The organism is Bradyrhizobium jicamae, assembly GCF_018130215.1.
In the GTDB taxonomy this organism is placed as follows: domain Bacteria; phylum Pseudomonadota; class Alphaproteobacteria; order Rhizobiales; family Xanthobacteraceae; genus Bradyrhizobium; species Bradyrhizobium jicamae_A.
Window position 1 is genome coordinate 172,302 of sequence record NZ_JAFCKQ010000002.1, and the last position, 25,104, is coordinate 197,405.

At 65.1% G+C, this 25,104-nt stretch carries 21 protein-coding genes and 1 pseudogene; 15 read left to right on the forward strand and 7 right to left on the reverse strand.

Annotated elements, in window-relative coordinates; translation table 11 throughout:
* Positions 1 to 13: 13 nt before the first annotated feature.
* The 4 genes from JQ586_RS03855 to JQ586_RS03870 all read left to right on the forward strand — a co-directional run bounded on the left by JQ586_RS03855 (position 14) and on the right by JQ586_RS03870 (position 3,549).
* Positions 14 to 904 carry an SMP-30/gluconolactonase/LRE family protein gene (locus JQ586_RS03855; RefSeq protein WP_212393167.1) on the forward strand — a complete coding sequence of 297 codons (891 nt, stop codon included), beginning with the start codon at positions 14 to 16 and terminating at the stop codon, positions 902 to 904.
* Between the two features lie 70 nt (positions 905 to 974).
* On the forward strand, positions 975 to 1,703 hold the full coding sequence (locus JQ586_RS03860) for a TetR/AcrR family transcriptional regulator (protein WP_212393168.1): 729 nt from the start codon (positions 975 to 977) through the stop codon (positions 1,701 to 1,703).
* Positions 1,704 to 1,738: 35 nt separating this feature from the next.
* On the forward strand, positions 1,739 to 2,605 hold the full coding sequence (locus tag JQ586_RS03865; protein WP_212393169.1) for a hypothetical protein: 867 nt from the start codon (positions 1,739 to 1,741) through the stop codon (positions 2,603 to 2,605).
* Positions 2,605 to 3,549, forward strand: a complete 945-nt coding sequence (locus tag JQ586_RS03870; protein WP_212393170.1) for an NAD(P)-dependent oxidoreductase — start codon at positions 2,605 to 2,607, stop codon at positions 3,547 to 3,549. The genes JQ586_RS03865 and JQ586_RS03870 overlap by 1 nt, the downstream gene beginning before the upstream one ends.
* Before the next feature lie 14 nt (positions 3,550 to 3,563).
* Here JQ586_RS03870 and JQ586_RS03875 read toward each other — a convergent pair whose 3' ends face one another.
* The 3 genes from JQ586_RS03875 to JQ586_RS03885 are packed head-to-tail and all read right to left on the reverse strand — an operon-like array spanning position 3,564 to position 7,398.
* Entirely contained in the window at positions 3,564 to 5,021 is a 1,458-nt protein-coding gene (locus JQ586_RS03875; RefSeq protein ID WP_212393171.1) for an MmgE/PrpD family protein, read from the reverse strand.
* Between the two features lie 26 nt (positions 5,022 to 5,047).
* Positions 5,048 to 6,073 (reverse strand): PdxA family protein, encoded by a 1,026-nt coding sequence (locus tag JQ586_RS03880; RefSeq protein WP_212393172.1) that lies wholly within the window; start codon positions 6,071 to 6,073, stop codon positions 5,048 to 5,050.
* Between the two features lie 20 nt (positions 6,074 to 6,093).
* Complete coding sequence (locus JQ586_RS03885; protein WP_249147255.1) at positions 6,094 to 7,398, reverse strand: cation:dicarboxylate symporter family transporter; 1,305 nt, start codon at positions 7,396 to 7,398, stop codon at positions 6,094 to 6,096.
* 150 nt (positions 7,399 to 7,548) lie between these two features.
* Here JQ586_RS03885 and JQ586_RS03890 point away from each other — a divergent pair, with 150 nt between their 5' ends.
* Positions 7,549 to 8,514 (forward strand): LysR family transcriptional regulator, encoded by a 966-nt coding sequence (locus tag JQ586_RS03890; RefSeq protein ID WP_212393174.1) that lies wholly within the window; start codon positions 7,549 to 7,551, stop codon positions 8,512 to 8,514.
* Between the two features lie 95 nt (positions 8,515 to 8,609).
* A complete protein-coding gene (locus JQ586_RS03895) occupies positions 8,610 to 9,392 on the forward strand; it encodes an SDR family NAD(P)-dependent oxidoreductase (protein ID WP_212393175.1) in 783 nt (260 codons plus the stop codon).
* A gap of 375 nt (positions 9,393 to 9,767) precedes the next feature.
* Here the strand turns inward: JQ586_RS03895 and JQ586_RS03900 are convergent, their stop codons facing one another.
* Positions 9,768 to 11,513 carry a hypothetical protein gene (locus JQ586_RS03900; protein WP_212393176.1) on the reverse strand — a complete coding sequence of 582 codons (1,746 nt, stop codon included), beginning with the start codon at positions 11,511 to 11,513 and terminating at the stop codon, positions 9,768 to 9,770.
* Positions 11,514 to 11,678: 165 nt separating this feature from the next.
* Positions 11,679 to 12,680, reverse strand: a complete 1,002-nt coding sequence (locus JQ586_RS03905; protein WP_212393177.1) for an AraC family transcriptional regulator — start codon at positions 12,678 to 12,680, stop codon at positions 11,679 to 11,681.
* A gap of 228 nt (positions 12,681 to 12,908) precedes the next feature.
* Here JQ586_RS03905 and JQ586_RS03910 point away from each other — a divergent pair, with 228 nt between their 5' ends.
* The 4 genes from JQ586_RS03910 (at position 12,909) to JQ586_RS03925 (ending at position 18,154) form a co-directional block, all read left to right on the forward strand.
* Positions 12,909 to 14,615 (forward strand): adenylate/guanylate cyclase domain-containing protein, encoded by a 1,707-nt coding sequence (locus tag JQ586_RS03910; RefSeq protein ID WP_212393178.1) that lies wholly within the window; start codon positions 12,909 to 12,911, stop codon positions 14,613 to 14,615.
* A gap of 3 nt (positions 14,616 to 14,618) precedes the next feature.
* Positions 14,619 to 15,011: an STAS/SEC14 domain-containing protein gene (locus JQ586_RS03915; protein ID WP_212393179.1), complete on the forward strand. Its 393-nt coding sequence runs from the start codon at positions 14,619 to 14,621 to the stop codon at positions 15,009 to 15,011.
* Between the two features lie 225 nt (positions 15,012 to 15,236).
* Complete coding sequence (locus JQ586_RS03920; RefSeq protein ID WP_312016924.1) at positions 15,237 to 17,054, forward strand: sulfatase-like hydrolase/transferase; 1,818 nt, start codon at positions 15,237 to 15,239, stop codon at positions 17,052 to 17,054.
* Positions 17,055 to 17,092: 38 nt separating this feature from the next.
* A complete protein-coding gene (locus tag JQ586_RS03925) occupies positions 17,093 to 18,154 on the forward strand; it encodes a transporter (RefSeq protein WP_212393180.1) in 1,062 nt (353 codons plus the stop codon).
* A 93-nt stretch (positions 18,155 to 18,247) separates the two neighbouring features.
* Here the strand turns inward: JQ586_RS03925 and JQ586_RS03930 are convergent, their stop codons facing one another.
* Positions 18,248 to 19,060, reverse strand: a complete 813-nt coding sequence (locus JQ586_RS03930) for an enoyl-CoA hydratase (protein WP_212393181.1) — start codon at positions 19,058 to 19,060, stop codon at positions 18,248 to 18,250.
* 386 nt (positions 19,061 to 19,446) lie between these two features.
* On the opposite strand from JQ586_RS03930, the pseudogene JQ586_RS03935 reads away from it, so the two are divergent.
* Positions 19,447 to 20,099, forward strand: a pseudogene (locus JQ586_RS03935) (PilZ domain-containing protein).
* Positions 20,100 to 20,101: 2 nt separating this feature from the next.
* Positions 20,102 to 20,416, forward strand: a complete 315-nt coding sequence (locus JQ586_RS03940) for a PilZ domain-containing protein (protein ID WP_212393182.1) — start codon at positions 20,102 to 20,104, stop codon at positions 20,414 to 20,416.
* 10 nt (positions 20,417 to 20,426) lie between these two features.
* On the opposite strand, the gene JQ586_RS03945 is transcribed toward JQ586_RS03940, so the two are convergent.
* The gene (locus JQ586_RS03945; RefSeq protein ID WP_212393183.1) at positions 20,427 to 21,143 is read right to left on the reverse strand and encodes a hypothetical protein; all 717 of its coding nucleotides are present in this window, start codon (positions 21,141 to 21,143) and stop codon (positions 20,427 to 20,429) included.
* Between the two features lie 191 nt (positions 21,144 to 21,334).
* On the opposite strand from JQ586_RS03945, the gene JQ586_RS03950 reads away from it, so the two are divergent.
* The 3 genes from JQ586_RS03950 to JQ586_RS03960 all read left to right on the forward strand — a co-directional run bounded on the left by JQ586_RS03950 (position 21,335) and on the right by JQ586_RS03960 (position 24,968).
* The gene (locus tag JQ586_RS03950; RefSeq protein WP_212393184.1) at positions 21,335 to 21,955 is read left to right on the forward strand and encodes a trans-aconitate 2-methyltransferase; all 621 of its coding nucleotides are present in this window, start codon (positions 21,335 to 21,337) and stop codon (positions 21,953 to 21,955) included.
* Between the two features lie 15 nt (positions 21,956 to 21,970).
* Entirely contained in the window at positions 21,971 to 22,381 is a 411-nt protein-coding gene (locus tag JQ586_RS03955) for a DOPA 4,5-dioxygenase family protein (protein ID WP_212393185.1), read from the forward strand.
* 205 nt (positions 22,382 to 22,586) lie between these two features.
* A complete protein-coding gene (locus JQ586_RS03960) occupies positions 22,587 to 24,968 on the forward strand; it encodes a bifunctional diguanylate cyclase/phosphodiesterase (protein ID WP_212393186.1) in 2,382 nt (793 codons plus the stop codon).
* Positions 24,969 to 25,104: the final 136 nt, after the last annotated feature.

The window sequence follows — 25,104 nt, forward strand, 5'->3', positions numbered from 1 at the left end:
CTCGGAGCGTCCCATGGATGAAACGGTCGAGGAAGTGCCGGCCTCGGTGCTGTCGACTGAGCGCTGCCATCTCGGCGAGGGGCCGACCTACGATGCCTCGACCGATATCGCCTGGTGGTTCGATATCCGCGAGCGCCGCCTGTTCGAGCATCGCTTCGCGAGCGGCGCGACCATCGTTCACGCGCTGCCGAGAATGGCGAGCGCATTGGCGCGGATCGACGCGGCGCGCCAGCTCGTCCTCGCCGATGACGGGCTCTACGTGCGGCAGGTCGCCGACGGCCGGCTGGAATTGTTCGTGGCGCTGGAGGCCGACAATCCGGTGACGCGCTCCAATGATGCCCGCGTGCATCCGTCGGGCACATTCTGGCTCGGCACCATGGGGCGCGGTGCGGAGAAGGGGGCGGGCTCGATCTATGCGCTGGATCGCGGCCGCATCACGCGGCTCTATCCCGGCATCACCATCCCGAACGCGATCTGCTTCTCGCCTGCGGGAGACATCGGCTATTTCGCGGATACCGCGATCAACGTGCTCTACCGCGTGCCGCTCGATCCGGCCAACGGATTGCCGGTCGGCGAGCCTGCGCCGTTGATCCGGCACCACGGTGTCGGCGGCCTCGACGGTGCCGTCGTCGATGCCGACGGGTTGATCTGGAACGCGCGGTGGGGCGGCGGGTGCGTCGACATCTACGATCCCGCGGGCCGCCGGCTGCGCTCGCTGCGGGTCCCTGCGCGGCAGTCGAGTTGTCCCGCCTTTGTCGGCCGCGACTTCTCGCGCGTGCTGGTCACCTCGGCCTGGCAGGACATGGACGAAGCGCAGCGCGCCGCCGATCCCGAGCATGGCAGGACCTTCCTGCTCGACGCCGCCGCGCGCGGCCGCGCCGAGCCGGACGTCAGATTGTCCTGATGGAGAAGCACCGAGAGGTGCCGCGCCGGCATTGTTGACGCGACCTGATTCCTTGTACGATAGTACAAATATGGTCCGCAAGCCCGCCAAGGCCGACGTGAAGGTCGCCGGCACCCGCAAGCCGAACATGCGCGAGGCGATCCTCGCCGCGGCGGAGGAATTGTTCTCGACCTATGGCTTCAATGCAGTGTCGGTGCGCGACATCGCGCAGGCGGCCGGCGCCAATCCCGGCAGCGTGACCTATCATTTCAAGACCAAGGACGGCCTGCTGCTCGAGATCTATCGCCGGCATTGCGGGCCGATGAACCTGCGCCGCTCCGAGCTGCTGGCGGCCGCGCGCCGCGTGCGCGACCTGCAGGACCGGCTGGAGGCGATCGTGCGCGCCTATGTGCTGCCGGCCTTCACCTCGGGCAGCGATCTCGCCGGTGGTGGCACCCGCTTCACGCGACTGCGTGCGGTGATGTCGGCCGAGGGCAACGAGGTGGTGCGGAAGATCATCGCGCAGACCTTCGATGACACCAGCAACGCCTTCATCGATGCGATCCATGAGAGCCTGCCGCACATCCCGCGCACCGACATCGTGTGGCGCGGCCACTTCCTGCTTGGCGCGCTCTACTACACGCTGGTGACGCCCGAGCGCGTCTCCCGCCTGTCGCGCGGCAGCGCCGACGGGTCAGACGCCGGCCACGCGATCGAGCAGATCGTGCGTGCGACCGTGGCTTCGCTGCAGGCTGCACCGCTCGATCAGGCCGCGCCCGCGCGGCGCAAGACACCCGTCCCGGTCAAGGGCCAGGGCTGAATCAAGGCTGAGATCGCTATCTGGAGCGCGCTGAAATGGACAGGCTTCGGCTGCATACCGTGCTCGGCAATCACAAGCACGTCGAGCGGGTGAAGAGCGGAGCGCTGCGCTCCGATCTGTTCGACCTCGCATTCTCCGAGTTCACGCCGACCAATGCCGCGTTCAAGCCGATGGTGCGCGAGCTCGCCTTCGACGTCTGCGAGATGGCCATCGTGACCTATCTGATGGCAAAGGTGCACGGCAAGCCGCTGCTGCTGCTGCCGGCCGCAATGGTCGGTCGCTTCCAGCACGGCTACGCGCTCTGTCGCGCCAGCGATCCGCTCGCGCCGACCGGTCTCGAAGGCAAGCGGGTTGGCATCCGCTCATTCACGACCACGACGGGAGCGTGGATGCGCGGCATCCTTGCCAACGACTACGGCGTCAGTCTCGAACGGATCAAATGGGTCACGTTCGAGGACGCGCATGTCGCCGAATATGTCGACAGAACCGAGCGGGCTCCGCCGGGCAAGACCATCGTCCAGATGCTCAAGGACGGCGAGCTCGACGCGGTGCTGGGTGAAACGTCCAGCGATCCGATGCTGCAGTCATTGTTCGCCGATCCTGCCGCCGAGGCCGCGCGCTGGTACCAGCGGCACGGTGTCGTGCCGGTCAATCATCTGGTGGTGGTGAAGGAGGCGCTGGCGGCGTCGCGGCCGGACGTGGTGCGCGAGCTGTACGATCTCCTCAAGCGCGGCAAGGCGGACGCCGGTTTGCCTGCTGGTCCCGATCTGCTGCCATTCGGCGTCGAGGCGAACCGGAAGCCGCTCGAGTTCGTTATCGACTATTGCGTCCAGCAGGACCTGATCCCGCGGCGCATCTCCGTCGACGAACTGTTCGACGACACGACACGGGATTTGAACTGATGACAGTCTCCAGCGATCCGAAAAAGTGGCAGGTCGGCCTGGTCGGCTACGGCGAGGTCGGCCGTATCCTGGCCGAAGATCTGCGCAAGCAAGGCATCAAGGTCCTCGGATACGACATCAAGCTCGATCGCGAGCAGGGCAAGCCGCTGCGCGAGCACGCAGCCGGCATTGGCGTCGAGCTGGCGCCAAGCCACGCCGACCTTGCTGCGCGGGCCGACTTCATCGTCTCGGCCGTCACGGCGAGCCAGGCGGTGCCGGTCGCGCAGGCCTGCGCGGCTGCGATCAGGCCGGGCGCCTGGTATCTCGACTTCAACTCGGCGTCACCAGGCGCCAAGCAGCGCGCGGCGGCCGTCATCGATGGCGCCGGCGGCCGCTATGTCGAGGGCGCCGTGATGACCTCGGTGCCGCCGTACCGGATCAAGGTGCCGCTATTGATCGGCGGCCGCGGCGCGCGGGAGCTCGCGCCGCACCTCGTCGCCCTCGGTTTCGCGGCCAGGGTCGCGAGCGACGAACTCGGCGTCTCCTCGGCCGTCAAGATGTGCCGCAGCATCATGATCAAGGGCCTGGAGGCCATGGTCATCGAAAGCTTCACCACGGCGCGCGCCTATGGCGTCGAGGATGCGGTGCTGGCCTCGCTCAGGGAGACATTTCCCGGCATCGACTGGGAGAAGCAGGGCGCCTACTTCTTCCAGCGCGTCATCGAGCACGGCCGGCGCCGCGCGGAGGAGGTGCGCGAGGTCGCGGAGACCGTGCGCGATGCCGGGCTTGCGCCCTGGTCCGCGTCCGGCACCGCCGAACGGCAAGCCTGGATCGCCGATCTCGCCGACGAGGGCGTGTTCGGGATCAGGGGAACGCCTGAGTTCGCCCGCAGCACCGATTGGCGCGTCGAGGCCGACCGGATCCTGGCCCGGCTCGACACGGGATCACGCAAGGCGACGGCGTGACGCCTTCAGGTGTCTCAGGTCGACACCGACATCTTGGCGATCTCGGCCGCGCTCGGCAGGCTTTCGACGTTCCAGCATGCGTCGATGACGCGACGCGCCGCCTCGGCGGAAATGATGCCGTCGGCGAGGTCGGCGAACTTGGTCTCGAGCTGCTTGTCGGTCATCGGAACCTCGACGCTGCCGATGGCGTGCGCAATGTAGCGATGCAACGTGCGTCCGTCCTTCAGCACGATGGTCATGTCGACCTGGGCCGGATCGATGCCCGGCGTGATGACAGGCATCACCTTCGAGCGCAGCGCGACGATGGTCGGATCGGTCACCGCGCGGTCGCTGAATTGTTTTTCGCCACCGGCGCCTTCGACCAGCGCAACCGCGACCGCATGATAGATGCTGAACTTGCCTTCGAGCCCTTCGCGCGGCGTCTTCTTGCCGGTCAGCTCGAGCACCAGCGGATGCACCTTGAGATCGACGCGCTCGATCTGGTCGGCCGTGAGCTTGTTCTCGTTGCGCAGCTGGATCGCGGCGTCGATCGCCGGATGCATCACGATGCCGCAGGCGAACGGCTTGTAGGTGTTGAGCGCGGCCTCGTAGCGCTTGCCGAGATCGCCGAGGATCTCGTTGTAGTCCTGCTTGGTGCTGATCGTGTTGGCCCAGCCGCGCTTGGCCTCGATCATGCTGTCGGAGGAGGTGAAGTTCTTCGACGCGAGCGTCGCGGCGAAGATGCCGTTCGCTGCGGCGCGGCCCGGATTGAAGCTCTTGTTCATCGAGCCGAAGGATTCGCGCAGGCCCACCGGCTGTGACGCGGCGAGACCGATTGCCCACACCATCTGCTGTTCGTTGAGGTTCATGAGCTTGCCGACGGCAGCAGCCGAGCCGAACACGCCGGCGGTGCCGGTGATGTGCCAGCCGACGTCGTAATGATTGGGATAGACGGAGTTGCCGATCCGGCACTCGGTCTCGACTCCCAGCACCAGCGCGTTGAGGAACTCCTTGCCCGACACCGGCTGCATCTCCGACAGCGCGAGGATGGCGGATGCCACCGGTCCGGCCGGATGGATGATCGTCTTCAGATGGGTGTCGTCATAGTCGAAAATATGGCTCGACACGCCGTTGATGAAGGCGGCGTTCATGATGTCGAAGCGTTCGCGGCGCCCGAACAGCGAGGCCTGCGCCGGACCCGAGAACGGCGCGAGCGCCGATACCGCGATGTCGACGGTCTGGTGACGCGATCCGCCGATCGCAACGCCGACCCAGTTCAGCAGCGTGCGGATGCCTTCCTTGCGGACATTGTCCGGCAGGTCCTCGTACTTGGCGTTCACGATGTAGTGCGCGAGCTTGCGCGTCACGTCCTTGGAAGGCGCTGGCTTGGCCGGCTCGGCCGGTGTCTGTGCGAGCGCGGTGGTCGCGGCCGACGCGACGAGGGGAATGGCGGCTGCGGCCTGCAGCAATGATCGGCGGTCGGTGATCGACATGGTGGTTCTCCCGAAATGGAGCGGCGTCAGGCCGCTTGCGATTGTGCGCCCTTCGCCGCCACCAGCTGGGCGGCGAGCCGGATCGCGCTTTCGAGCGCGCCGGTCTTGGCAATGCCCTGGCCGACGATGTCGAACGCGGTGCCGTGCGACGGGGTCGTGAACACGGTCTCGAGCCCGGCTGTCACTGTAACGCCGCGGTTGAAGCCACGGAGCTTGGTCGCGATCTGACCCTGGTCGTGATACATCGCGACCACGCTGTCGAACTCGCCGGCGAAAGCGCGGATATAGACCGTGTCGGCCGGGTAGGGGCCGCTGCAGGCAATGCCCCGCTTGGCCGCCGCCTCGACGGTCGGGCGGATCATCTCGATCTCGTCGCGGCCGAACAGCCCGTTCTCGCCGGCATGCGGATTGAGCGCCGCGACCGCGATGCGCGGCCGGGCGATGCCGGCCTTCTTCATCATCCGGTCGGCGAGCTCGATCGCTTCGGTGATGGTGGCCGGCGTGATCGCCTCGATCGCCTCGCGGAGCGCCTGGTGGCCGGTCACCCGCGACATCCATTGGCCGTCCAGCACGTTCATCTCGGAGAAGTAGCCCTGATGCCCGAGCAGGCTCGCAAACATCTTGTGCTCGTCGGGGAATTTCCAGCCACCATCGAACATCGCGCGCTTGTTCAGGGGCGCAAAGGTGATGGCGTCGACCTCGCCCGCCCTCGCAAAGTCGATGGCGCGCGCCAGGGTTTCCCCGGTAAGCCGCCCGGATTCGGCGCTCACCTTGCCGATCGGGAACTGCGCAGGGTCGGTGTTGGCGAGATCGACCAGCTGCACGGCGCCGCTCTGCCACGCCGCGTCTTTCGGCGAGGTGATCCGCTCGACCTCAAGCTTCACACCCGCATGCACCATGCCCATCTCGAGCACGCGGGCATCGCCGACCACCACCGGGCGGGCGACGTCGGACAGTCTGCCCTCGGCGAGGATGCGCGCGGTCTGCTCGGGGCCGATGCCGGTGCAATCGCCCGGCACCAGCGCGATGGCGGGGAGTATCGTGTCGGTCATGTCTCTCTTCTCGTCTTCGGTTAGGGCGTGGGGGCCACGGATCTGGACCAGGCCTGGGAATCGAATTCGCCGTCCCATTTGGCGACGACAATGGCTGCGACGGCGTTGCCGATCGTGTTGGTGATGGCGCGTGCCAGCGACATGAAACGATCGATGCCGAGCAGCAGCGCCAGCCCTTCGGCGGGCAGGCCCGCAGCGATCACGGTTGCGGCAAGCGCAGCGAACGCGCCGCCGGTGACGCCGGCCGCGCCCTTGCTGGTGAACAGCATGATGGCGAAGATGCCGAGCTGCTGCGCCGGCGGGATGTCGATGCCGTAGACCTGGGCGATGAACATCGTGCTCAGCGGCAGCGTGAGCGCCACGCCGTCGAGGTTGAAGGAATAGCCGGAGGGGATCACGAGGCCGGTCACCGCGCGTCCGACGCCGGCGGCCGGAAGCTTCTCCATCATCCCGGGTATGGCCGTCTCCGAGGATGAGGTGCCGAGCACGACCAGCAGCTCGGTGCGCAGCAGGCGGAGCAGGTCGAGCAGGCTGATATCCACCAGCCGGCACAGCGCGCCGAGACCTACGAAGATGAAGATCGCCATCATCGCCCAGGCGGTACCGACCAGCAGCGCGAGCGCGTAAAGCGTCGCAAGCCCGAACTTGGCCACGGTGAACGCCATCGCGCCGAACGCGCCGATGGGCGCCAGGGCCACCACGACATGGACGACGCTGAACACGAGTTCCGTGATCCGTTCGAGGCCCGCGCGCAGCGCAGCTCCTCGCTCGCCGAGCAGCAGCAAGGCAATGCCGCAGATCAGCGCCAGCACCAGCACTTGCAGCACGTCGCCGCTGGCAAAGGCGCCGACAAAGCTGTCGGGGATCATGTGCTGGAGATAGGCCGACAGCGACCCGACATGGGCCTGGGCGTATTTGGTGACGCTTTCGGCCTGCTGCGCGGTGGCATGCGCGACGCCGGCGCCCGGCCGCACCCAGCGGACCGCGACAAAGCTGAACAGCAGGCAGAGGGTCGTGACCGCCTCGAAATAAACCAGCGCCTTGAGCCCGATCCGCCCGACCGCCTTGATGTCGCCGACCTGGGCAATCCCTGTAACGACGACCAGGAAGATCAGCGGGGTGATCGTCATCTTGACCAGCGAGATGAAGGCGTCCCCGAGCGGCTTGAAATCGGCGGCAACGGCCGGAAACAACGCGCCGGCGATCACGCCGAGCGCGGCGCCAACCGCCACCTGAACATACTGCCGGCGCCAGAGCGGCGTTCGCGCACGCGCATGAGCCGGCGCCGAGACCTGTGGGGAGAGCGGAGCTTCGGCGGCCTGCAAGATCGTAGTCCTCCCGGCGATGACCGCCATGCATCGTGGCTGGTCCGTTCGCGCCATTGGCGTTGAGGCGACTTTGGACCAGTGGCGCCGCGGAGGCTAATGCCGTATCGGCATGATTTGAGGACAAAACGTCATCATGGACCTGACGTCATGGACTTGACCTGGATCGAGGACTTCCTTGCGATCGCCGAGGGCGGCGGGTTTTCCCGTGCGGCCGAGCGCCGTCATGTCACGCAGCCGGCGCTGAGCCGCCGCATCAAGGCGTTCGAGGAGTGGATGGGAACGCCGTTGTTCGAGCGCTCGACCCACACCGTGGTGCTGACCCCGGCCGGCGAGGCGTTTCGGCCCGTGGCGGAAGACGTGTTGCGCCGGGTCTATGGCGGGCGCGACGAGGCGCGCGAAGTGGCGCGGCTGAAGGCCGAGACGGTCTGCTTTGGCGCCACCCACGCGTTGTCGCAGACGTTCTTCCCTGGTTGGATCCGCAGCAATGAAGGCACCAGGGCGAACGCGGCCGTTCAACTGGTGACGGCCAATTTTGCCGGCTGCGAGAAGCTTCTGCTCGAGGCCCAGATCCACTTCCTGCTGGCCCATCATCATCCGTCGATGGCAACCCGGCTCGACGAGGAGCGGTTTCGCCATCTCGAACTCGGCCGGGAGACGCTGCTACCCGTCAGCGCCCCTGCGACAGAGGAGATTGGACGCCGAGGCCGGCGCCGTCCTCAGGCGAGGGCCCGTCACCTGCTTCCCGGTTCGACCGACGCGGCGCTGCCCTTCCTTGCCCATCATCCCGGATCCGGCATCGGGCGCATCGTCACGGCCTTCCTGGCCGGCAAGACGCCGACCGCGCGGCTGGCTCCGAGCTTCTCCGCTCCGACCATGCTGCTGATCGACATGGCGCGCGAGGGGCGCGGCATCACCTGGGCGCCGCTGAGCCTGGTGCAGCGCGACCTTGCCGACGGCCGGCTGTTGCGTGCCGGGGATACGGATTGGGACATCGACATCAGCATCTGCCTGTTTCGATCGCGCGCCCGCTTGACCAAGGCGGCAGAGGCGTTCTGGAGCGCGGTTCAGAAGGGCAAGCGCAGAGACCTATCGCGTGGTGCCGCCGCGCGATAACGCCCTTCGCGACCTGTGAGGGCGAATCCGTCGCGTTCCATGTTGCCGCATGTTGCGCTATTGCTCCGGCAACGTTTTACCCTGGAGGCAGTCCCGTGAAGTTTTCCGGCAAGGTTGTCGCCATCACGGGCGCCGCGCGCGGCATCGGCAGGGCCTGCGCCGAGCGCTTTCTCGCGGATGGCGCCAAGGTCGTCATCTCTGACGTCGATGGGACTGCGCTCGCCAGGGCGGCCGGCGATCTCGGTCATCCCCATCGCCTGCGCGCCGTCGAGGCCGACGTCAGCAGGCGCGCCGATGTCGACCGGATCGTCGCCGCGGCAGCGAAGGAATTCGGCCGGCTCGACGTCATGGTCAACAACGCCGGCGTCGCGCACAACCGCGACTTCCTTGAAATCAGCGAAGCCGAGTTCGACGATGTGATGGGGATCAACCTCAAGGGCGCGTTCTTCGGCGTCCAGGCCGCGGCCCGCCAGATGATCGCGCAGGGCGGAGGGGGCGTCGTCGTCAACATGTCTTCCGTCAACGCCCTGCTCGCGATCCCCTCGCTTGCGACCTACGCGATGTCCAAGGGCGCGATGAAGCAACTCACCTCGGTCGCCGCGGTGGCGCTGGCCCCGCACGGCATCCGCGTCGTCGCGGTCGGGCCCGGCACGATCCTGACCGAAATGGTGGCGACCGCGATCTTCTCCTCGGAGGAGGCGCGGCGCAGCGTGCTGTCGCGGACCCCCGCCGGCCGTTGCGGCGAACCGGGCGAGGTCGCTTCCGTCGTTGCATTCCTCGCCAGTGAGGATGCGTCCTACATCACCGGCCAGACCATCTATCCGGACGGCGGACGGCTGATCCTCAACTATACGGTGCCGGTCGGCGACCGGAACTAGGGCGCTTCCGGGGCGGAGCCTCAACCCGGATCAACCGGGCGTTTCATACCGCGGAGCGTTGGTTCAGTTCAGCAATTCGAGCTTCCGCATTTCCTGCAGGCGGGTCAGGCAATAGTCCCGGTACAGCGCGTTGATGAAATCCCACATGACCGAATCCCCTCGTGGTCCAATGTCGGAAAGCTAGGCCGGGTTTGTTTCCGGCCTGCTTCGTGCGTACCGGAAAATGGTTTCGCCCGGCCAGAGGCGGGCATAAGGCAGGGGGGCATTGCCAGTCTCAGCCCGGCTTACGGTCAAGCCCTGGTGAGCGAGAAGGGATGCGCCGTCAGCCTCCCCCAAACACAGGCGCGGTACGGGGAGAGGCCGAGCTAGTTCGCTTCAATCGGCGCCGCGGCAATCGTCCTTGCCCTGCCCGCGGCCGCACGAGCCGCGGTCATGGGCTTCCTCATTCCGGCCGAAGCCGGTACCCGGCGTGAACGACACGCCGCGGAGCGCCTCGCCAGCCTTGGCGGTGCGCAGCGTGACGAAACTCTCACCGGCCGGCAGCGCGGTGGCGGAAAGCGTGTCGGTGATCATCACGAGTTCGTTCGGATCCGCGCCCTGGTCGCCGCTGCCGCTCACGGTCGAGGTGATTGCCCAGATCGTCGCGCTGCCGTCACGGTTGACGCGGCCCGTGATGTTGCGGAGGCCGTCGGTTGCGGGCACCCATGGCAGCTTGGTTGCAGTGTTGGTGCCCGTCGGATAGTTCTCGATCGTATAGGGCACGCCGAGGCCAAGTCCCGCCTGCAGCGTGTAGGCGAGCGTCCAGGTCGTGCCGTTGAACACCCACTTCTGCAGCCCCGCGCCGGTCTGCGACGCGGCGGCGGTGTAGGTGTTCGACGCGGCATCATACGTTGTCGCGCCATTGCCCTCGTCGGCGACGTAAAGCGTCCTGGCGTCCGCGAACCACACCCCGAACGGGAACGATGTCGCAGTCTTGGCCAGATTGGTCGGGAAGCCGCTCAGCACGCACATGTTGTAAGGCGTGACACCCGCCGTCTGCACTGTCTGCGCGTTGTAGAAGATCGGCGTCGCCGGCAGCGATGCCGAGGCGCTCGGCACGCCCGTGCCGTTCGGGCACGCCTTCGGATTGCCATTGGCCGCGTTTCCGGAGGTGTCGACGAAATAGACGGTGTTGACGCCGTTGCCGCCGCTGCCCTTGGTCATGTAGACGACGTTGTCGAACACGGTCAGGCCGCGGAAGTTGGTGTCCTTGCCGATCTTGTCGATCGGCTGGCCGAGTTCGGTGACATTGAAGCTGCCGACCGGCGTCGGCTGTCCGGGATCAGGCTGCTGGGCGAGCGGCACGTCGGCTTCCGTCACGATCTGGGCGCCCGTGCCGACGATCACGCCGACCGGCTGCGTCTTGCCGCCGTTGCCGGCGTTGCCCGCCGTGTAGAAAACCTTGCCGCCATGCCGGTCGTTCAGGATCGCGGCGCGGCCGTTGTTGCCGCTGTAGGCGTTGGTCTTGGTGAAGTGGAAGTGGCCCTGTTCGTCGACTTCGGCGACCACGCGATAATATGAGCTCGGCACCGGGTTGGTCGGATCGACCACGAACGGCGTGTTGGAGTTGGACACGTCGATCGCGCCGATCGGGGCGAGATAGCCCATGAACGACACCGTGCGGTGATCGAGCGACAGGTTGAGCGAGAGTTCGGATTTCGACGAGAAGCTCGTGACCATCTGGTCGTTGTTCGACGAGATGCCGCGCTCGGAACTGTTCGGCACCTCGAGCGACTGCACGTGGCGACCGTCGAGCTGCAACTCGTCAAGCACGATCCTTGCGGTAAGGCCGAACGAGCCGTCGACGAGGTCGTTGTTGAACACGGTCGGATAGGTGCCGTCCGCCGTGGCGGTCACGCAATTGGGGGACACGCAGTTCGGCGGCAGCTGGGTGACGCCGGGCGTGATGGTCGCGGCGTTGTTGACGAACAGGGCGCGGCTCAACAACAGATGGCCCGGCCCGAAACGAACGTCATCTGCGCGGGCGAAACCGCTGGCGAGCGCGGTGGAGGCGAGCAGCGTGATTGCAACGAGGGGTTTGGACAGCGGACGCCCGACAAGGCGTGATCCGTTGGCGATCATCGTCATTCTCCCAATGTCGAATTTTTTGCAAGGCGAGGCGTGGCGCCGCCCACCATGTCGAGATGCCGGCGCGCGCAATTTGCGGGCGGACTGTTACAGGAATGCGAACGAGATGCGACGACGGTGGATAGCCCCCCGCCTGGTCAACGTCGGGCGCGGGGAGCTTTACGACGCTTCCAGCGAGCGCCGTAGGGTGGCGGAAGGCAGCTCACCGAAAGCTCGCCGGTAGTAGCCGGAGAAATGGCCGAGATTCCCGAAGCCGCATGTATAGGCAACCGTCGTCACCGCCGTCGAGGCGTCGCCCTCTTCGAGCATTCTCCGCGCATGGCCCAGTCGAATCCGCTTGGCAAAATCCATCGGTGAGTAGCCGCGGCTTTTGCTGAACGAATGGAAAAGGGTGCGTGCGCTGACGCCTGTCACCAGCGCAAGGGCCTCGATGGTGAGAGGCTGGTCCCAGTTGGCTTCGATATAGGCTTCGGCCCGATGAACCTGCCACGAGGCTGCCGACTGCGGACGGCGATGGAGGAGGAGACTGTAGTTGCTGTCATTTGCTGTCAGGAACGAGACCATGACCGCTTGCTCCAACTCTGCCAGTCCCAAAGGGTCAAGACCGGACGCCGAGGAATCCAGGCTATCGACCAGGAACATGAACAGTCGCCGGAGGTTTTCGGTCGCCGGGCGGCGGAAATCGGCTTGCTCGGCAAATCTGAGCGGCTCGCGCACGGCCGCGCCCGTCATTGCCTCGAGCTTTGTTGCCAAGGCGTTCGGTCGGACGCTCAGGAGAAGGTGCTCGAACCCGGCGCCATAGTCGAGCCGGACCGCTCCCGAGGGGGAACCGATCAATCCCCTGCCGGCACCGATCTCGACCTCACCGCGACCCGTGGACGCCCTCGCACGGCCGGCGAACGAAAACAGCAACGCATATGAATCGAGATCGGGGATCCTGATCTGCGCGGTTGTCCCGAGCCTGCTGTAGGCGAGCGCAATGCCATCAAGCTGGCACCTGTTGGCGATCACGCGGATGGGCTTTTCCGCGCTGCCGAGTTCGAATTTTGCGCCCGGAAAGAACCGGCCAACCCCTCGTTCGAGCACGCCGAGGTTGCTCGTATTGAGGTGCTGAAATGCCCTCAGCGGAACGGCGTGATACGCCGCCGGATCATAGTCCATCGGACAAACCAGTTCAGGGAAAGCCCCGAGCAAAACTGCTTAAAAATAGAAATGCAGCTTATGGCCTGGCCCTTCAGGTCGTACACCCGGGAAATTACGGAGATTTGGGTCGTCTCCGGGCCGCAGCGATCGCGCTTGCGCGATTTGAGTAGTCAAAGCTTCGCCCGGGCCAGATAGTTGCTCCCGTAACTTCCTCGGTAGATTTCACGGCGCGGCGGTGCGGCGACCATGACCATTCGCAAGAAGATATTTATGCTTGCAGGCATCCTGCTGGCGCTCTTTGCCGCAGTCGTCGGCGTTCTGGCTTTCGTCCAGAAGCTCGACAGCGATCAGCTCGCCAATATTTCACAGTATGAGCTGCCCCTTTCGAGCCTCGTTGCCGAGTTCGATGTCTACACCGACAGGTACGAACTGGAGGTTCTGCGCGCCTTGAGTTCGGCTGGCGGCGACGGGACGGCTCGCGACGCCGCCGCGGCGGCGGCGCGGCAGACTGCTGAAGACCTGCGCGGCGTCATCAAGACGGGTGGGGCGCTGATGTACAAGGCGACCCGGGATCCCGCCTACCAGATCGAGACACGCGTCGAGCTGGCGCGGATGGCGGGCGTCCTCAAGTATATGAGCCGGAGTCTGGAAGACTTCCTCTCCGTCGGAGAGACCACCCTGGCCGCTGTTTCGCAGGGCCGCCTCGACGAGGCGCGCGCCGCGTCGCTCGGGTTTGCGAAGTTTGGTCAAATGTTCGGTCCCGACCTCACGCAAATCCGCCACGAGCTTGCCGAGCTGACGAACGGGTCGACCCGCGCCGTCCTCGCGCGTCAGCGACTGGACACCTACCTGACCTTCGCGGTCTTTCTGGCGGCCTGCGCCATCGGTCTCGGTGTCAGCGCCGTGGGTTCGACCCAGGTCGTCTCCAGCCTTCGTCAGCTCGTCGTCAGCGCCAAGGCGATCGAATCCGGGAAGGTCACGCAGCCGGTGGTGATCCGTACCCGCGACGAGGTGGGCGAGCTGGCGCTTGCCTTCAACCGGATGATCGAGGAGCTGGGCGAGCGGGACCGTCTCAAGGATACGTTCGGCAAATTCCTCGATCCGCGGCTCGTCAGCCGGTTGATTGCCAGCGGTGCCGATCAGGCCGAACGGCGGAGTCTCACGGTCTTCTTCTCGGACATCAAGCAGTTCTCCGGCATCAGCGAGCAGCTGACGGCCAGCAGCGTGGTCAATCTCCTCAACAACTATTTCGGCGCCGTTGCCAACGTCATTCACGATCACCGCGGTGTCATCGACAAGTACATTGGCGACGCCGTCATGGCGTTTTGGGTCCCGCCGTTCTCCACCGGAGACGACCATGCCAGCGATGCCTGCCGCGCCGCACTGGCGCAGCAGCAGGCGATCGCAACGCTGCGTAGCCAGCTGCCCGAGATCACCGGAATGCGGCGCAACGCGCCCGACATCGTGATCCGGATGGGCATCGCAACGGGAGAGGCCGTTGTCGGGACGATCGGATCGGAATCGGCGCGCTCGTACACGGTGATCGGCGATACGGTCAACCTGGCATCACGACTCGAAAGCATCAACAAGGTCTACGGCACGTTGATCCTTGTCAGCGAGGAAACCTACCGGCTGGCACAGATGGCCGTGGAGGCGCGCGAGGTCGATCGGATCATCGTGGCCGGCAAGACGGAGCCGGTCCGGATCTACGAGTTGATGGCACTGGCGGGAGAACTCGAGTCAGCAAGGGCCGAGCTGCGCGACGCTTTTTCCGGCGGGCTTGCTGCATATCGCCGGCAGGACTGGGACTGTGCGCAAACGCAGTTTGAAAGCTGCCTGCGCAACGACCCGGATGATGGACCGACACGCCTGTTTCTCGAACGCATCGCAGTGATGCGAAAGTCGCCGCCTCCGACGGATTGGGACGGCGTCTGGCGACACCTCCACAAATAGCTGATGGCAGCGCAGGTGCCGCGCCCGGAACCGATGATCCTGCACCTGCGAGGCCACGTCCGGATGGTGGATTTTCTTGCGACGGGCGGTCTCGCCGACCAGGCCTCGCCGCCGTTTTCGAGCATCCTGTTCGATTGGTCCGACATCATTTCCTGGAGCTTTCAGCCGCCGACCAAACCGGAGGTTCGGAGCTGGCTGGTGGTTGCGAATTCGATCGACCGGCTCGCCATCGTGCACCACCGCGCCTGGAAACGGCAGGCCGCATGGTTCGCGGCGCTGCTCAGGACAGGAGATTGTCGGGTTCGCTCGTATCACCCGCACGATTACGACCGCGCCCTGGACTGGTTGATGGACGACAACCGGGGAGCCTGTAACCCCGGAGATTGCCGCTCCTGAATGCCGTCGCTTCGGCCGCCTGGGTTTTGCCGCCCCGCTTGCGGTTTTTGAGTAGCGGCGCTCGAGAAGTTCCGTGAAACTCGATCGTCGACGGGAAAACGTCAGGGCGTCGCGTGGACACCGCGGCGAGCTTTGCACAATTTGAGTAGCCGGCCTTGGCCCAGCTTCGATTGAGTTCGATTTGCCGGGGTAGTGAAATCGACGTGAATTGCTGATTCGGTTCGTGTGTCAGGCCTGTTCATCCAAGGATGTAGAATGAATGGCGACAGCAGGAGTAAAGGCAGTTCGAGGCGGGAATTTCTCGGTCTGACCGCCGCATTGGCCGGCGGCGCAGGGGTGGCCAGCTTCGATTCTGCGCTGGGGCAGACAGCACAGGTCCAGGCTCCGGCCGACCAGCCGCGCAAGCGGACCAGCCGCGGCAAACCCAACATCCTCTTCATCTTCACGGACCAGGAGCGCTACACCCAAAAATGGCCGTCGGGCTTGTCGCTGCCGGCCCACGAGCGGTTGCAGAAAACCGGCGTGACGTTTCACGGTCACTATTGCCCGGCCGTGATGTGCACGTCCTCGCGCGCCGTTCTGTTGACCGGTCTGCAGACGCCGGACAACCGGATGTTCGAGAATTGCGACGTGCCATGGGTGAAGAACCTCTCCACCAGGATTCCGACGATCGGGCACATGCTGCGCAAGGCCGGCTACTACACGGCCTACAAGGGGAAATGGCATCTCAACCGCAAGTTCGACAGTGAAGAGCCGGATCGGCTGTTTACCAAGGAGATGGATGAATACGGCTTCTCCGATTACTTCTCTCCCGGCGACATCATTGGTCATACCCTCGGCGGCTACCAGTTCGACCCGCTGATCGCCTCGAGCGCCGTCACCTGGCTGCGGCGCAACGGACGTCCGCTCGCCGACGACGACAAGCCCTGGGCGCTGTTCGTCAGCCTGGTCAATCCGCATGACGTCATGTACTTCAACACCGATCGCCCTGGAGAGAAGGTGCAGGACACCGGGGCACTCATCAAGCATGCGGCGCGCGCTCCCGAGCACCAGCTCTTCAAGGCCACCTGGGACGTCGCGCTGCCAAGGAATATCAACGAGCCCTTCGATGCCCCGGGGCGCCCGAAAGCTCACGGCGAGTTCCTGAAGGTATGGGACTATGTGCTGGGGCATATCCCGCTCGAGGAAGAACGCTGGCGGCGCTTCCACGACTACTACATCAATTGCACCCGCTCGGTTGACGCACACGTCGACCGCATCCTCAACGAACTGGATGCGCTCGGCCTGTCGGACAATACCGTCATCTGCTTCACGTCGGATCACGGTGAGATGGCCGGAGCGCACGGTCTGCACGGCAAGGGCCCGTTTGCCTACGAGGAGACGGTGCATCTGCCATTCTACATGGTTCATCCTGACATCAGGGGCGGACAGGATTGCCGCGCACTGTCGGGGCACATCGATGTGGTGCCGACGCTGCTGTCGATCGCCGGGGTGCCGCCCGAGAAATCGGGCGACATCGCGGGCCGTACCCTGCCCGGCAAGGACATGACCAAGGTGCTGACAAATCCGGGTGCCGCGGACGTCCATGCGCTGCGGGAGGCGATCCTGTTCACCTATAGCGGGCTGGGCGCCAACGACAGCACGCTGTGGCGGGTCGTTTCCGAGGCCCGCGCCGCGGGCAAGAAACCAGCGGTTGCTCTCCTCAAGAACGGCTTCAAGCCCGATATGAAGAAGCGGGGCAGCCTGCGCGCGGCGTTCGACGGGCGCTACAAGTTCACGCGCTATTTTGCTCCGGGAGAGCGCAATCGCCCCTCCAGTCTTGCCGAATTGTACAGGCACAATGACGTAGAACTGTTCGATCTGAAGAACGATCCCGGCGAGATGACCAATCTTGCGGTCGATCAAGCAGCGAACAGCGAGTTGCTCGACGCCATGAGCGACAAGCTCGAGCGCATCATCAAGACCGAGATCGGTGTCGACGATGGGCGGGAAATGCCAAACATACCGCTGGTCGAGTGGACCATCGAGAGAGTCGATTTGTAGGCAAGGCGGTGCTCGAACTGTCAAACGAGGAGTGGGGCATGATCAACGGAAAGGCGAACTGGGACTTGCGGCGCCGGGCGCTCCTCTGTGCGCTCGTCGCGGGCTCAACCGCGCTTGCAGTTTCCCCGGCACGGTCGGACGAGGCCGGCATCAGCGCGTGGCTTCCCGGCACATTCGGATCGATGGCAGCCGTGCCGACGGGGCCGGGATGGTCGGCCGCAACGGTCTATTATCACACCTCGGTCAGCGCGAGCGGCAACGTCGCAGCCTCGCGCGAAATCGAAATCGGAAGGTTCACTCCGACTGCGACCGCATCCCTGTCGGCCAATCTGAACGCCACCGGCGATCTCTTCTTCTTCGCCCCGACCTACACGTTCGCAACGCCGGTGCTGGGGGGACAGGCAGCGGTCGGCTTCACCGGCGTGATGGGGCGCGCCGATTCGAACCTCAATGGCACGCTCGCCGCGACCATCCCGCCGTTCGGCCTGCTCCGGACCGATTCGATCAGCGACTCCGTGACCGGAGTTGGAGACCTGTATCCGATAGCAACCCTGAAGTGGAATCAGGGGGTCAACAACTGGATGGTCTATATGAGCGGCGACGCGCCGGTCGGCACCTATGACCACACGCGGATCATCAATCTCGGGATTGGTCACGGCTCGATCGACGGCGGCGGCGGCTACACCTACTTCAACCCGCAGACCGGGAACGAGTTTTCCGCGGTTGCTGGATTCACCTACAATTTCAAGAACACGGCCACCGACTATCAGAATGGCGTCGACTTCCATCTGGATCTGGCAACGTCGAAGTTCGTGTCAAAGCAGGTCTTTGTCGGGCTCGTCGGCTACGCTTACGAACAACTGAGCGGCGACAGCGGATCGGGCGCGAAGCTCGGCCCGTTCAAGTCGCGCGTCGAGGCGATCGGACCGCAGATCGGCTATGTCTTCCCGATCGGCACGATGCAGGGTGTCATCAACGCGAAGGGCTATTGGGATATCGAAACCGAGAATCGCGCGAAAGGCTGGAATACCTGGCTGACATTTGCCATCACCAATCCGCCACCACCGCCGCCGGCCGCCGCGAAGCTGATCACCAAATAGCAGGATGCGCCACGCTCCGGTGCAGGGCCTCGAGGCAAGGCACGGCCCGTCGAGGTCCGACCTTTCAGGTCCTTGCCGTCGCGCGTCGCGAGATCAGCGCCCCTTGAACTGCGGCTTGCGCTTGTCCATGAAGGCCTGACGGCCTTCGCGAAAATCCTCGCTGTCCATGCAGTCGATGCCGACCTGCCTGATCGCGGCCATGTCGCGGTCACCGGGATCCTTCAGCACCTGGGCGATGGTTATCTTGGCGGCCTTGATCGCGAGCGGCGCGTTGCCGGATATGGTGCGTGCGATCTCCATGGTCGCATCCCACAATTCTGCATCCGGCAGCACGCGGTCGACCAGCCCGATCCGCAGCGCTTCCTCGGAATCGATCCGCATCCCCGTATACATGATCAGCCGCGCCCAGGAGGGGCCGACCAGCGACACCAGATGGCGCAGGCCGTCATAGCCATAGGCGATGCCGAGCCTGGCGGCGGGAATCCCGAACTGGCCGCTCGTGCCGGAGATCCTGATATCCGCGAGCATCGCGACCTGCATGCCGCCGCCGAGGCAGAAGCCGCGGATGCAGGCAATGGTCGGCTTGGGATAGTCGGCGAGCAGGGCGCGCTGGGCCGCGCTTCGCCGTGAATATTGCTCCGAGGCTTCCGCATTGTGCCTGGTCTTCTCGAACTGGCTGATATCGGCACCCGAGACGAAGGCCTTGTCGCCGGCGCCGACCAGGATCACGACCCGGACCCCGGGATCATCACGCAACGCCGTCAACGCCTCGCCGAAGCCTTCCCACATCTCCAGCGACATCGCGTTGCGCTTGTCGGGATTGTTGAAGGTGATGACGCCGACCCCGTCGGTCACGCTTTGCAGGATCTTGCCGTCGGCGAGGGATTTCTGGGGAATGTCGAGCATGCGAGGGTCCGGTTCGATTTTCGAGCGTTGGGCGCAAGTCTAGCGGAAACCGCTGACCAGTCATCCGCAGGAAACGGCGACCTGCCTTTCCGCGAAAGGCAGGCACGAATGCATCCCCGTAGTTGTGCGGTATGAAAAATAAACTTCTGCGCAACGGTTATGCCTTAGAGTTCCGCGGCCCCTCTCCGTGCGGGTTCAGTCTTCATTAGCAATTCACCGGTACAACCGTACGGCACCAGCGCGCCGGGATCGACCGTGCGCCGCATTGTGGCGCAGGCCACGGCATCGCTGCCGGACCGCGTCGGTACGGGCGGCCAGCCGGGCCGGCTAGGAAAGTCAACCATCCAAAACTCGCACGATCAGATCGCGTCCAGTGGGGACTTGCCGTGTCTGTTGAAAGGTTTCTCAAGCAGCGCGCGGTCAGGATCATCGTCGACGGCAGCTACACGCTGCCCAACTGGTATGACCCGGAAGGGCGGCTGCGCACCTTCGCCTGCCGCACCACGCGCGTCTCGCCGTTCCGCATGATCGTCGACGTCCCGGTGGTCGGCAAGATCGGCGACCGCCTGACCGCCTATTTCGAGGAGTTCGGCACGTTCGACGGCTGCATCACCGACACCATGAACGGCAGCTTCCTGTACGAGCTCGAGATGACGCGCGCGATGCGCGAGAAGTTCGCCGACAAGCTGACCTGGATCAGAAGAAGCAGAAGGATCCGAGCCTGCTCGAGGCGCGCGACAATCCGCGTTTCGTGCCATCGGCGCCGCACGCGGTCCTGACGCTGGGGGACGGCAGCATCAGGGGCTGCTTCCTGATCGACCTCTCGCTGTCGGGCGCGGCGGTGTCGTCCGAGGTGCAGCCGCCGATCGGCATGCCGCTCGCGATCGGTGGGTGCATCGGGCGTGTGGTCAGGCACCTGCCCAACGGTTTTGCCATCAAGTTCGTCGACAGCCACCGGCAGGCCGATTTGTTGCGCCTCATCTCGCGCAGGAGCCGGGAGCTTCTGCCGGCATCCGCCGATACCGGGACGGCAGCATAGAAATGGCCAGCCACGAGCGACGACTGTCCCAGCGCGTCCGGTTCGAGCATCCGATGCCGGCGCAGATGATGGCGATCGACGGCACCTGGCGCCGTGAGTGCACCATCGACGATGTCTCGGAGGAAGGTGCGAAGCTGACCGTCGGATCCTCGATCGAGGGATTGCATCTGAAGGAATTCTTCCTGCTGCTCTCGTCGACGGGACTTGCCTATCGGCGCTGCAAGCTGACCTGGGTCAACGGTGACCAGATCGGCGTGACGTTCCTTCGCCGCGGCAAGGCGGCGGCGCGGGCTGCACGCGGCGAGATAATGGTCTAGTTGCTGTCGATCACGCCAGATCGGCCGGATCCTCGGCGGACTGTATTCGTAACGCCGTGTCTGCCGTCGCAGCATCACGTGTTGCGGCCAGCGCGATCTCGCGCCCGAGATTGGTGCATTCGGCCCACAGCAGGAAGAACACCAGCGGCGGCCGCTCGCGTGCGTCGAGCAACTGCCGGCACCGCTCTGCCGCGCCGTCGAGCGCCCACCATTGCCGCGCCACCACCATCACCTTGCGGAAACTGCGCAGGGTGCCGGAGAATTTCTGCGGATCGGCGCCGGAAATGCCGCTGCAATGGTTCAGCCAGTTCAGCGCGGCATAGATCGCGATCCCGTAGTCGTCGATTGCCGTTCCGGTGAAATCAATCACCGTATTCTCGTGCGGCTGCTGGCGCAGAAAGGCGTCGACCATCTCCGCCTGGCGCGCGGGATCGACGAGCAGGGAGGGGTCCTGCCGGGGCACCATCGGGACATAGCGCATGGCCTCGAGCCGCGTATGCTCCCAGATCCCGCGCGCGTCCCCCTTGATGTCGCCCGCCTTGCGCTTGCAGGCCGGATAGACCAGCACGCCATTGTCGGCGAGGTCGAGATAGCGCGGCACCGCCTTGTCGAGGGCCTCGAGCATGGACAGGGGATCGGTCAGGCCGCCGAAACCGAAATCGGCTTCCTGGTCCGACGCAGGCGTCTTGGCAGTCGAATTGGTGCGTGTCCAGCCGAAGGAAGCCATGCGGATGCCTTAGCTCAACCTGGCTTCAGGCTAGATGGAAAATCCCGCAAAGCAAATGCTGCATTTGCGGCCGCAGCGACGCGGCACGCCGCGCGCCCGCGGGGTTGACGCCGAAAATCACTGCTCCTAAGTCACAGGGGACGGCGCCCGGCGCGGATGGTTCGCGTCCGCCTTTTGCTCACAGGCCCCTCATGACCGGTTCCGACCGCCAATCGCATTGGCAGACCGTCTACCTGACCAAGGGTGAGCAGGACGTGAGCTGGTCGCAGGCGGATCCGCAGCCGTCGCTGCGCCTGATCGAATCGGTCGTCGCCGGCCGTGATGCCGCGATCGTCGATATCGGCGGCGGCGCGTCGCGCCTTGTCGACGCGCTGCTGCAGCACGGCTTTGCTGCATTGACGGTGCTCGATCTGTCCGAAGCCGCGCTCGCGAGCGCAAGGGTGCGCGTCGGCGCGGCCGGCGACACGGTGCAGTGGATCGCCGGCGATGCGACGGTCTGGCAGCCGCAGGAGGCCTTCGACGTCTGGCACGATCGCGCGGCGTTCCATTTCCTGGTCGAGGAGCGCGACCGCGCCGCCTATCTCGATCGGCTGCATCGGGGCGTCAGGCCTGGCGGCCACGCCGTCATCGCCACCTTTGCGCTCGACGGTCCGGAGAAATGCAGCGGCCTGCCGGTCGCGCGTTATGATCCCGCGACGCTGAGCCGGACCATCGGCCCGGCCTTCGAACTGATCGCGCACGAGCCGCATCGGCACGTCACGCCATGGGGCGCGACGCAGTCGTTCCAGTTCAGCGTGCTGCGGCGGATATAAAGGAGAGGTGACGAGATGACGGATGCGGCACGGACCATCGGCGAGATCGCGAGCTATCACGCCCATGTCTATTACGACCCCGCCACCAGCCGGGGCGAGGCGGAGCGGCTGCGCAACTGGATCGGTGAACGCTTCCTGGTCACGCTCGGGCGCTGGCATGACGTCAAGGTCGGTCCGCATGACCAGGCCATGTATCAGGTGGCGTTTGCGACCGAACTGTTTCCGACCCTGGTACCCTGGCTGATGCTCAACCATGGCAGCCTGAGTATCCTGGTCCATCCCAACACGACCAATCCGCGCCGCGATCATCACGCCGATCCGCTCTGGATCGGCGTGCCGTTGGCCGTCCATGCCGACAAGCTGCCCGAGGAGGCCGAGGAGGAGCACGCGCCTGCGCCGAACACGGTGCCGACGCTGCGTCCCTGAACGCCCACGCTGCATCGCATCCGGAGAGCTGAGACGCGTTCTCGTCAAGCGAAACGGTATCCCCTTCATCCGTAACGCTTTGACTCGATAAAATTCACGCCAATTTCACTACAACCAAGTCGTTTCAAACTCATCGCGTTTTGCAACGTGAGGTTAAGTCACGGTTCCTACGCTGGCCCGGCAGTTTCATTCGGGGCGTATTGGAATGTTCTTTTCGTTTCGAAGCTGGTCCCTCTGGCGGGTGGTCGGACCTCTGCTCGCGATCGTGCTGCTGCAGGCCAGTCTTGCGGCCGGCAGTCTTCAAGTCATGTCCGCGGTGCGCGCCTATGTGGCGGGCGAGGGGTTCTGGTCGAAGGGACAGAAGGACGCCATCCACTATCTGCAGATCTATGTCAGCACCGGCGCGCCGGAATATCTGCACAAGTTCGACGCCGCGATCGAGGTACCCTTGGCCGATCGCACCGCCCGGCTCGCGCTGGAATCCTCGGGCAATCATGACGCCGTGGCCCGTGCCGGTTTTGCCAGGGCCGGCAATCATGAGGACGACATCGGCGGTCTGATCTGGCTGTTCAAATATTTCCGCAACCTGCACCACGTCGCGGGCGCGGTGACGGCGTGGCGGAATTCGGATGCGCTGCTCGACCAGCTGATCCAGATCCGCCGCGAAGCCGAGAACGACATTGCGCTGCACGATCCGTCCGCTGCGACCATCAGGCACTGGTCGGAACGGATCGGCACGGTCGACGCGGCGCTGAGCAGACTCGCCGTCGATTTCTCCGATCACCTCGGCAAGGCCTCGCGCCAGGTCTCGTCGCTGCTGCTGCTTGTCAACGCCGTGATCGGCGCATGCCTCGCCGGCATCGTTCTGTTCCACACGCGCCGCATGCTGCAACGCCGCTGGCTCGCCGAGACCGCGCTTGCGGTGGAGAAGGAGCGCGCCCAGCTCACGCTGGCCTCGATCGGCGACGCCGTGATCGTGACGACGCCGGACGACCGCGTCAGCTACATGAATCCGGCCGCTCAGCAGCTCATCACGGCAGGGGAGGACGCAACCGACCGGCCGGTGTCGTCGCTGTTCTGCATCGCCGAGCAGCCGGTGCAGGGCTCGTTCCGGTCGATCGAGGCCGACAGCGAAACCCGGGCGCCGCAACGGCTCCTGGTGCGGCCCGACCAGACCAGCGTGCCGGTCTCGGTGGTCGAGACCCCGATCACGCATGTCGGGCAATGGGCCGGCCGCGTCATGATCATCCATGACATGACGGCGGAGCGTCGGCTGGTCGAGGAACTCGCCTGGGCGGCCTCGCATGACGCGCTCACCGGGCTCGCCAACCGGCGCCAGTTCGAGTTCGAGCTTCATACCCTCATGTCGGGCCCGCCGGACACCGACGCCGATCTGATGTTGATCGATCTCGACCAGTTCAAGATCATCAACGACACTTGCGGCCATATGGCCGGCGACCGGCTGCTCAAGCAGGTCGCCAAGCTGCTGGCGGGCGAGGTCGGCAGCAGCGGGCTGGTTGCGCGTCTCGGCGGCGACGAGTTCGGCATTCTGCTGCGCGAGGGCCGCGGCGGCCGGCGCGAAACCGCCTCCGATATCGCGGAGCGGACCCGGGCCGTGGTCGAGCAGACGAGCTTCGTCCATGAAGGGTCGGCTTTCCGGATCAGCACCAGCATCGGTCTCGTCAGGCTCGACGATTGCGCCGGCGTGCAGGACGCGCTGCGCCTTGCCGACGTCGCCTGCTTCCTCGCCAAGGACAAGGGACGCAACCGCGTCCAGGAGCATCGTCCGTCGGATACCGATCTGGCCGTGCGGGTCGCCGAGATGAGCTGGGTCCAGCGCATCCGCAAGGGATTGGAGGAGGAGCGCTTCTGCCTCTACGAGCAGGAAATCCGCCCTGTCAGCGGCCTGCTGAAGGGTCATGAGCGGCGCGAACTGCTGCTGCGGATGCGTGACGAAAGCGGCAGCCTGGTGCCGCCCGGCAGCTTCCTGCCCGCCGCCGAGCGCTACGGGCTGATGCCGCTGATCGACCGCTGGGTGGTGCGCCGCGCTTTCGAGATCATTGCGGAGCGCCAGGGCAGCCTGCGCAAGATCGCCGGCTACGCCATCAATCTCTCCGGAACCACCATCGGCGACGGCGAGTTCGTCGAATTCGTCGCCGGCCTGTTCGCGCAATTCAACGTTTCGCCGACACTCGTCTGCTTCGAGATCACCGAGACCAGTGCGGTCGCCAATTTCGATGAAGCCCAGAAGTTCATCGCGCGGCTTCGCGAGATGGGCTGCAGCTTCTCGCTCGACGATTTCGGCACCGGGATGTCGTCGATCGCCTATCTGAAGCACCTGCCGGTCGACTTCATCAAGATCGACGGCGCGTTCGTGAAGGAAATCCTGCACAGCAAGGTTGATCGCGCGATGGTCGAGATGATCACCAAGACCGCGAAGATCATGCAGAAGCAGGTGGTTGCCGAGTTCGTGGAGAGCGTCGCGATCCTGGACGAGCTGCGCCAGATCGGGGTCGATTACGTCCAGGGCTATGCGATCGGCAAGCCGGTCCCGGTCTTCACCCTGCGGGAAGAGAAGATCGCCTGAAGGGCACGATTCGTCCCGGATCGAGACGCCGGCCGGGCGTTTCCCCCGCCTTGCCACTGATTCTCAAGGATTTTTTCTGCCTGGCCGCCCAAAAAACGTGTCGGTCTCGAATATGCCTTACTCTCGTTCCCTGATA

What these genes read in the sequence shown, in the direction of transcription:
- JQ586_RS03855 (WP_212393167.1), top strand. Translation starts at nt 14, where the DNA reads ATGGATGAAACGGTCGAGGAAGTGCCGGCCTCGGTGCTGTCGACTGAG.
- JQ586_RS03860 (WP_212393168.1), top strand. Translation starts at nt 975, where the DNA reads ATGGTCCGCAAGCCCGCCAAGGCCGACGTGAAGGTCGCCGGCACCCGC.
- JQ586_RS03865 (WP_212393169.1), top strand. Translation starts at nt 1,739, where the DNA reads ATGGACAGGCTTCGGCTGCATACCGTGCTCGGCAATCACAAGCACGTC.
- JQ586_RS03870 (WP_212393170.1), top strand. Translation starts at nt 2,605, where the DNA reads ATGACAGTCTCCAGCGATCCGAAAAAGTGGCAGGTCGGCCTGGTCGGC.
- JQ586_RS03875 (WP_212393171.1), bottom strand. Translation starts at nt 5,021, where the DNA reads ATGTCGATCACCGACCGCCGATCATTGCTGCAGGCCGCAGCCGCCATT.
- JQ586_RS03880 (WP_212393172.1), bottom strand. Translation starts at nt 6,073, where the DNA reads ATGACCGACACGATACTCCCCGCCATCGCGCTGGTGCCGGGCGATTGC.
- JQ586_RS03890 (WP_212393174.1), top strand. Translation starts at nt 7,549, where the DNA reads ATGGACTTGACCTGGATCGAGGACTTCCTTGCGATCGCCGAGGGCGGC.
- JQ586_RS03900 (WP_212393176.1), bottom strand. Translation starts at nt 11,513, where the DNA reads ATGATCGCCAACGGATCACGCCTTGTCGGGCGTCCGCTGTCCAAACCC.
- JQ586_RS03905 (WP_212393177.1), bottom strand. Translation starts at nt 12,680, where the DNA reads ATGGACTATGATCCGGCGGCGTATCACGCCGTTCCGCTGAGGGCATTT.
- JQ586_RS03910 (WP_212393178.1), top strand. Translation starts at nt 12,909, where the DNA reads ATGACCATTCGCAAGAAGATATTTATGCTTGCAGGCATCCTGCTGGCG.
- JQ586_RS03915 (WP_212393179.1), top strand. Translation starts at nt 14,619, where the DNA reads ATGGCAGCGCAGGTGCCGCGCCCGGAACCGATGATCCTGCACCTGCGA.
- JQ586_RS03925 (WP_212393180.1), top strand. Translation starts at nt 17,093, where the DNA reads ATGATCAACGGAAAGGCGAACTGGGACTTGCGGCGCCGGGCGCTCCTC.
- JQ586_RS03930 (WP_212393181.1), bottom strand. Translation starts at nt 19,060, where the DNA reads ATGCTCGACATTCCCCAGAAATCCCTCGCCGACGGCAAGATCCTGCAA.
- JQ586_RS03940 (WP_212393182.1), top strand. Translation starts at nt 20,102, where the DNA reads ATGGCCAGCCACGAGCGACGACTGTCCCAGCGCGTCCGGTTCGAGCAT.
- JQ586_RS03945 (WP_212393183.1), bottom strand. Translation starts at nt 21,143, where the DNA reads ATGGCTTCCTTCGGCTGGACACGCACCAATTCGACTGCCAAGACGCCT.
- JQ586_RS03950 (WP_212393184.1), top strand. Translation starts at nt 21,335, where the DNA reads ATGACCGGTTCCGACCGCCAATCGCATTGGCAGACCGTCTACCTGACC.
- JQ586_RS03955 (WP_212393185.1), top strand. Translation starts at nt 21,971, where the DNA reads ATGACGGATGCGGCACGGACCATCGGCGAGATCGCGAGCTATCACGCC.
- JQ586_RS03960 (WP_212393186.1), top strand. Translation starts at nt 22,587, where the DNA reads ATGTTCTTTTCGTTTCGAAGCTGGTCCCTCTGGCGGGTGGTCGGACCT.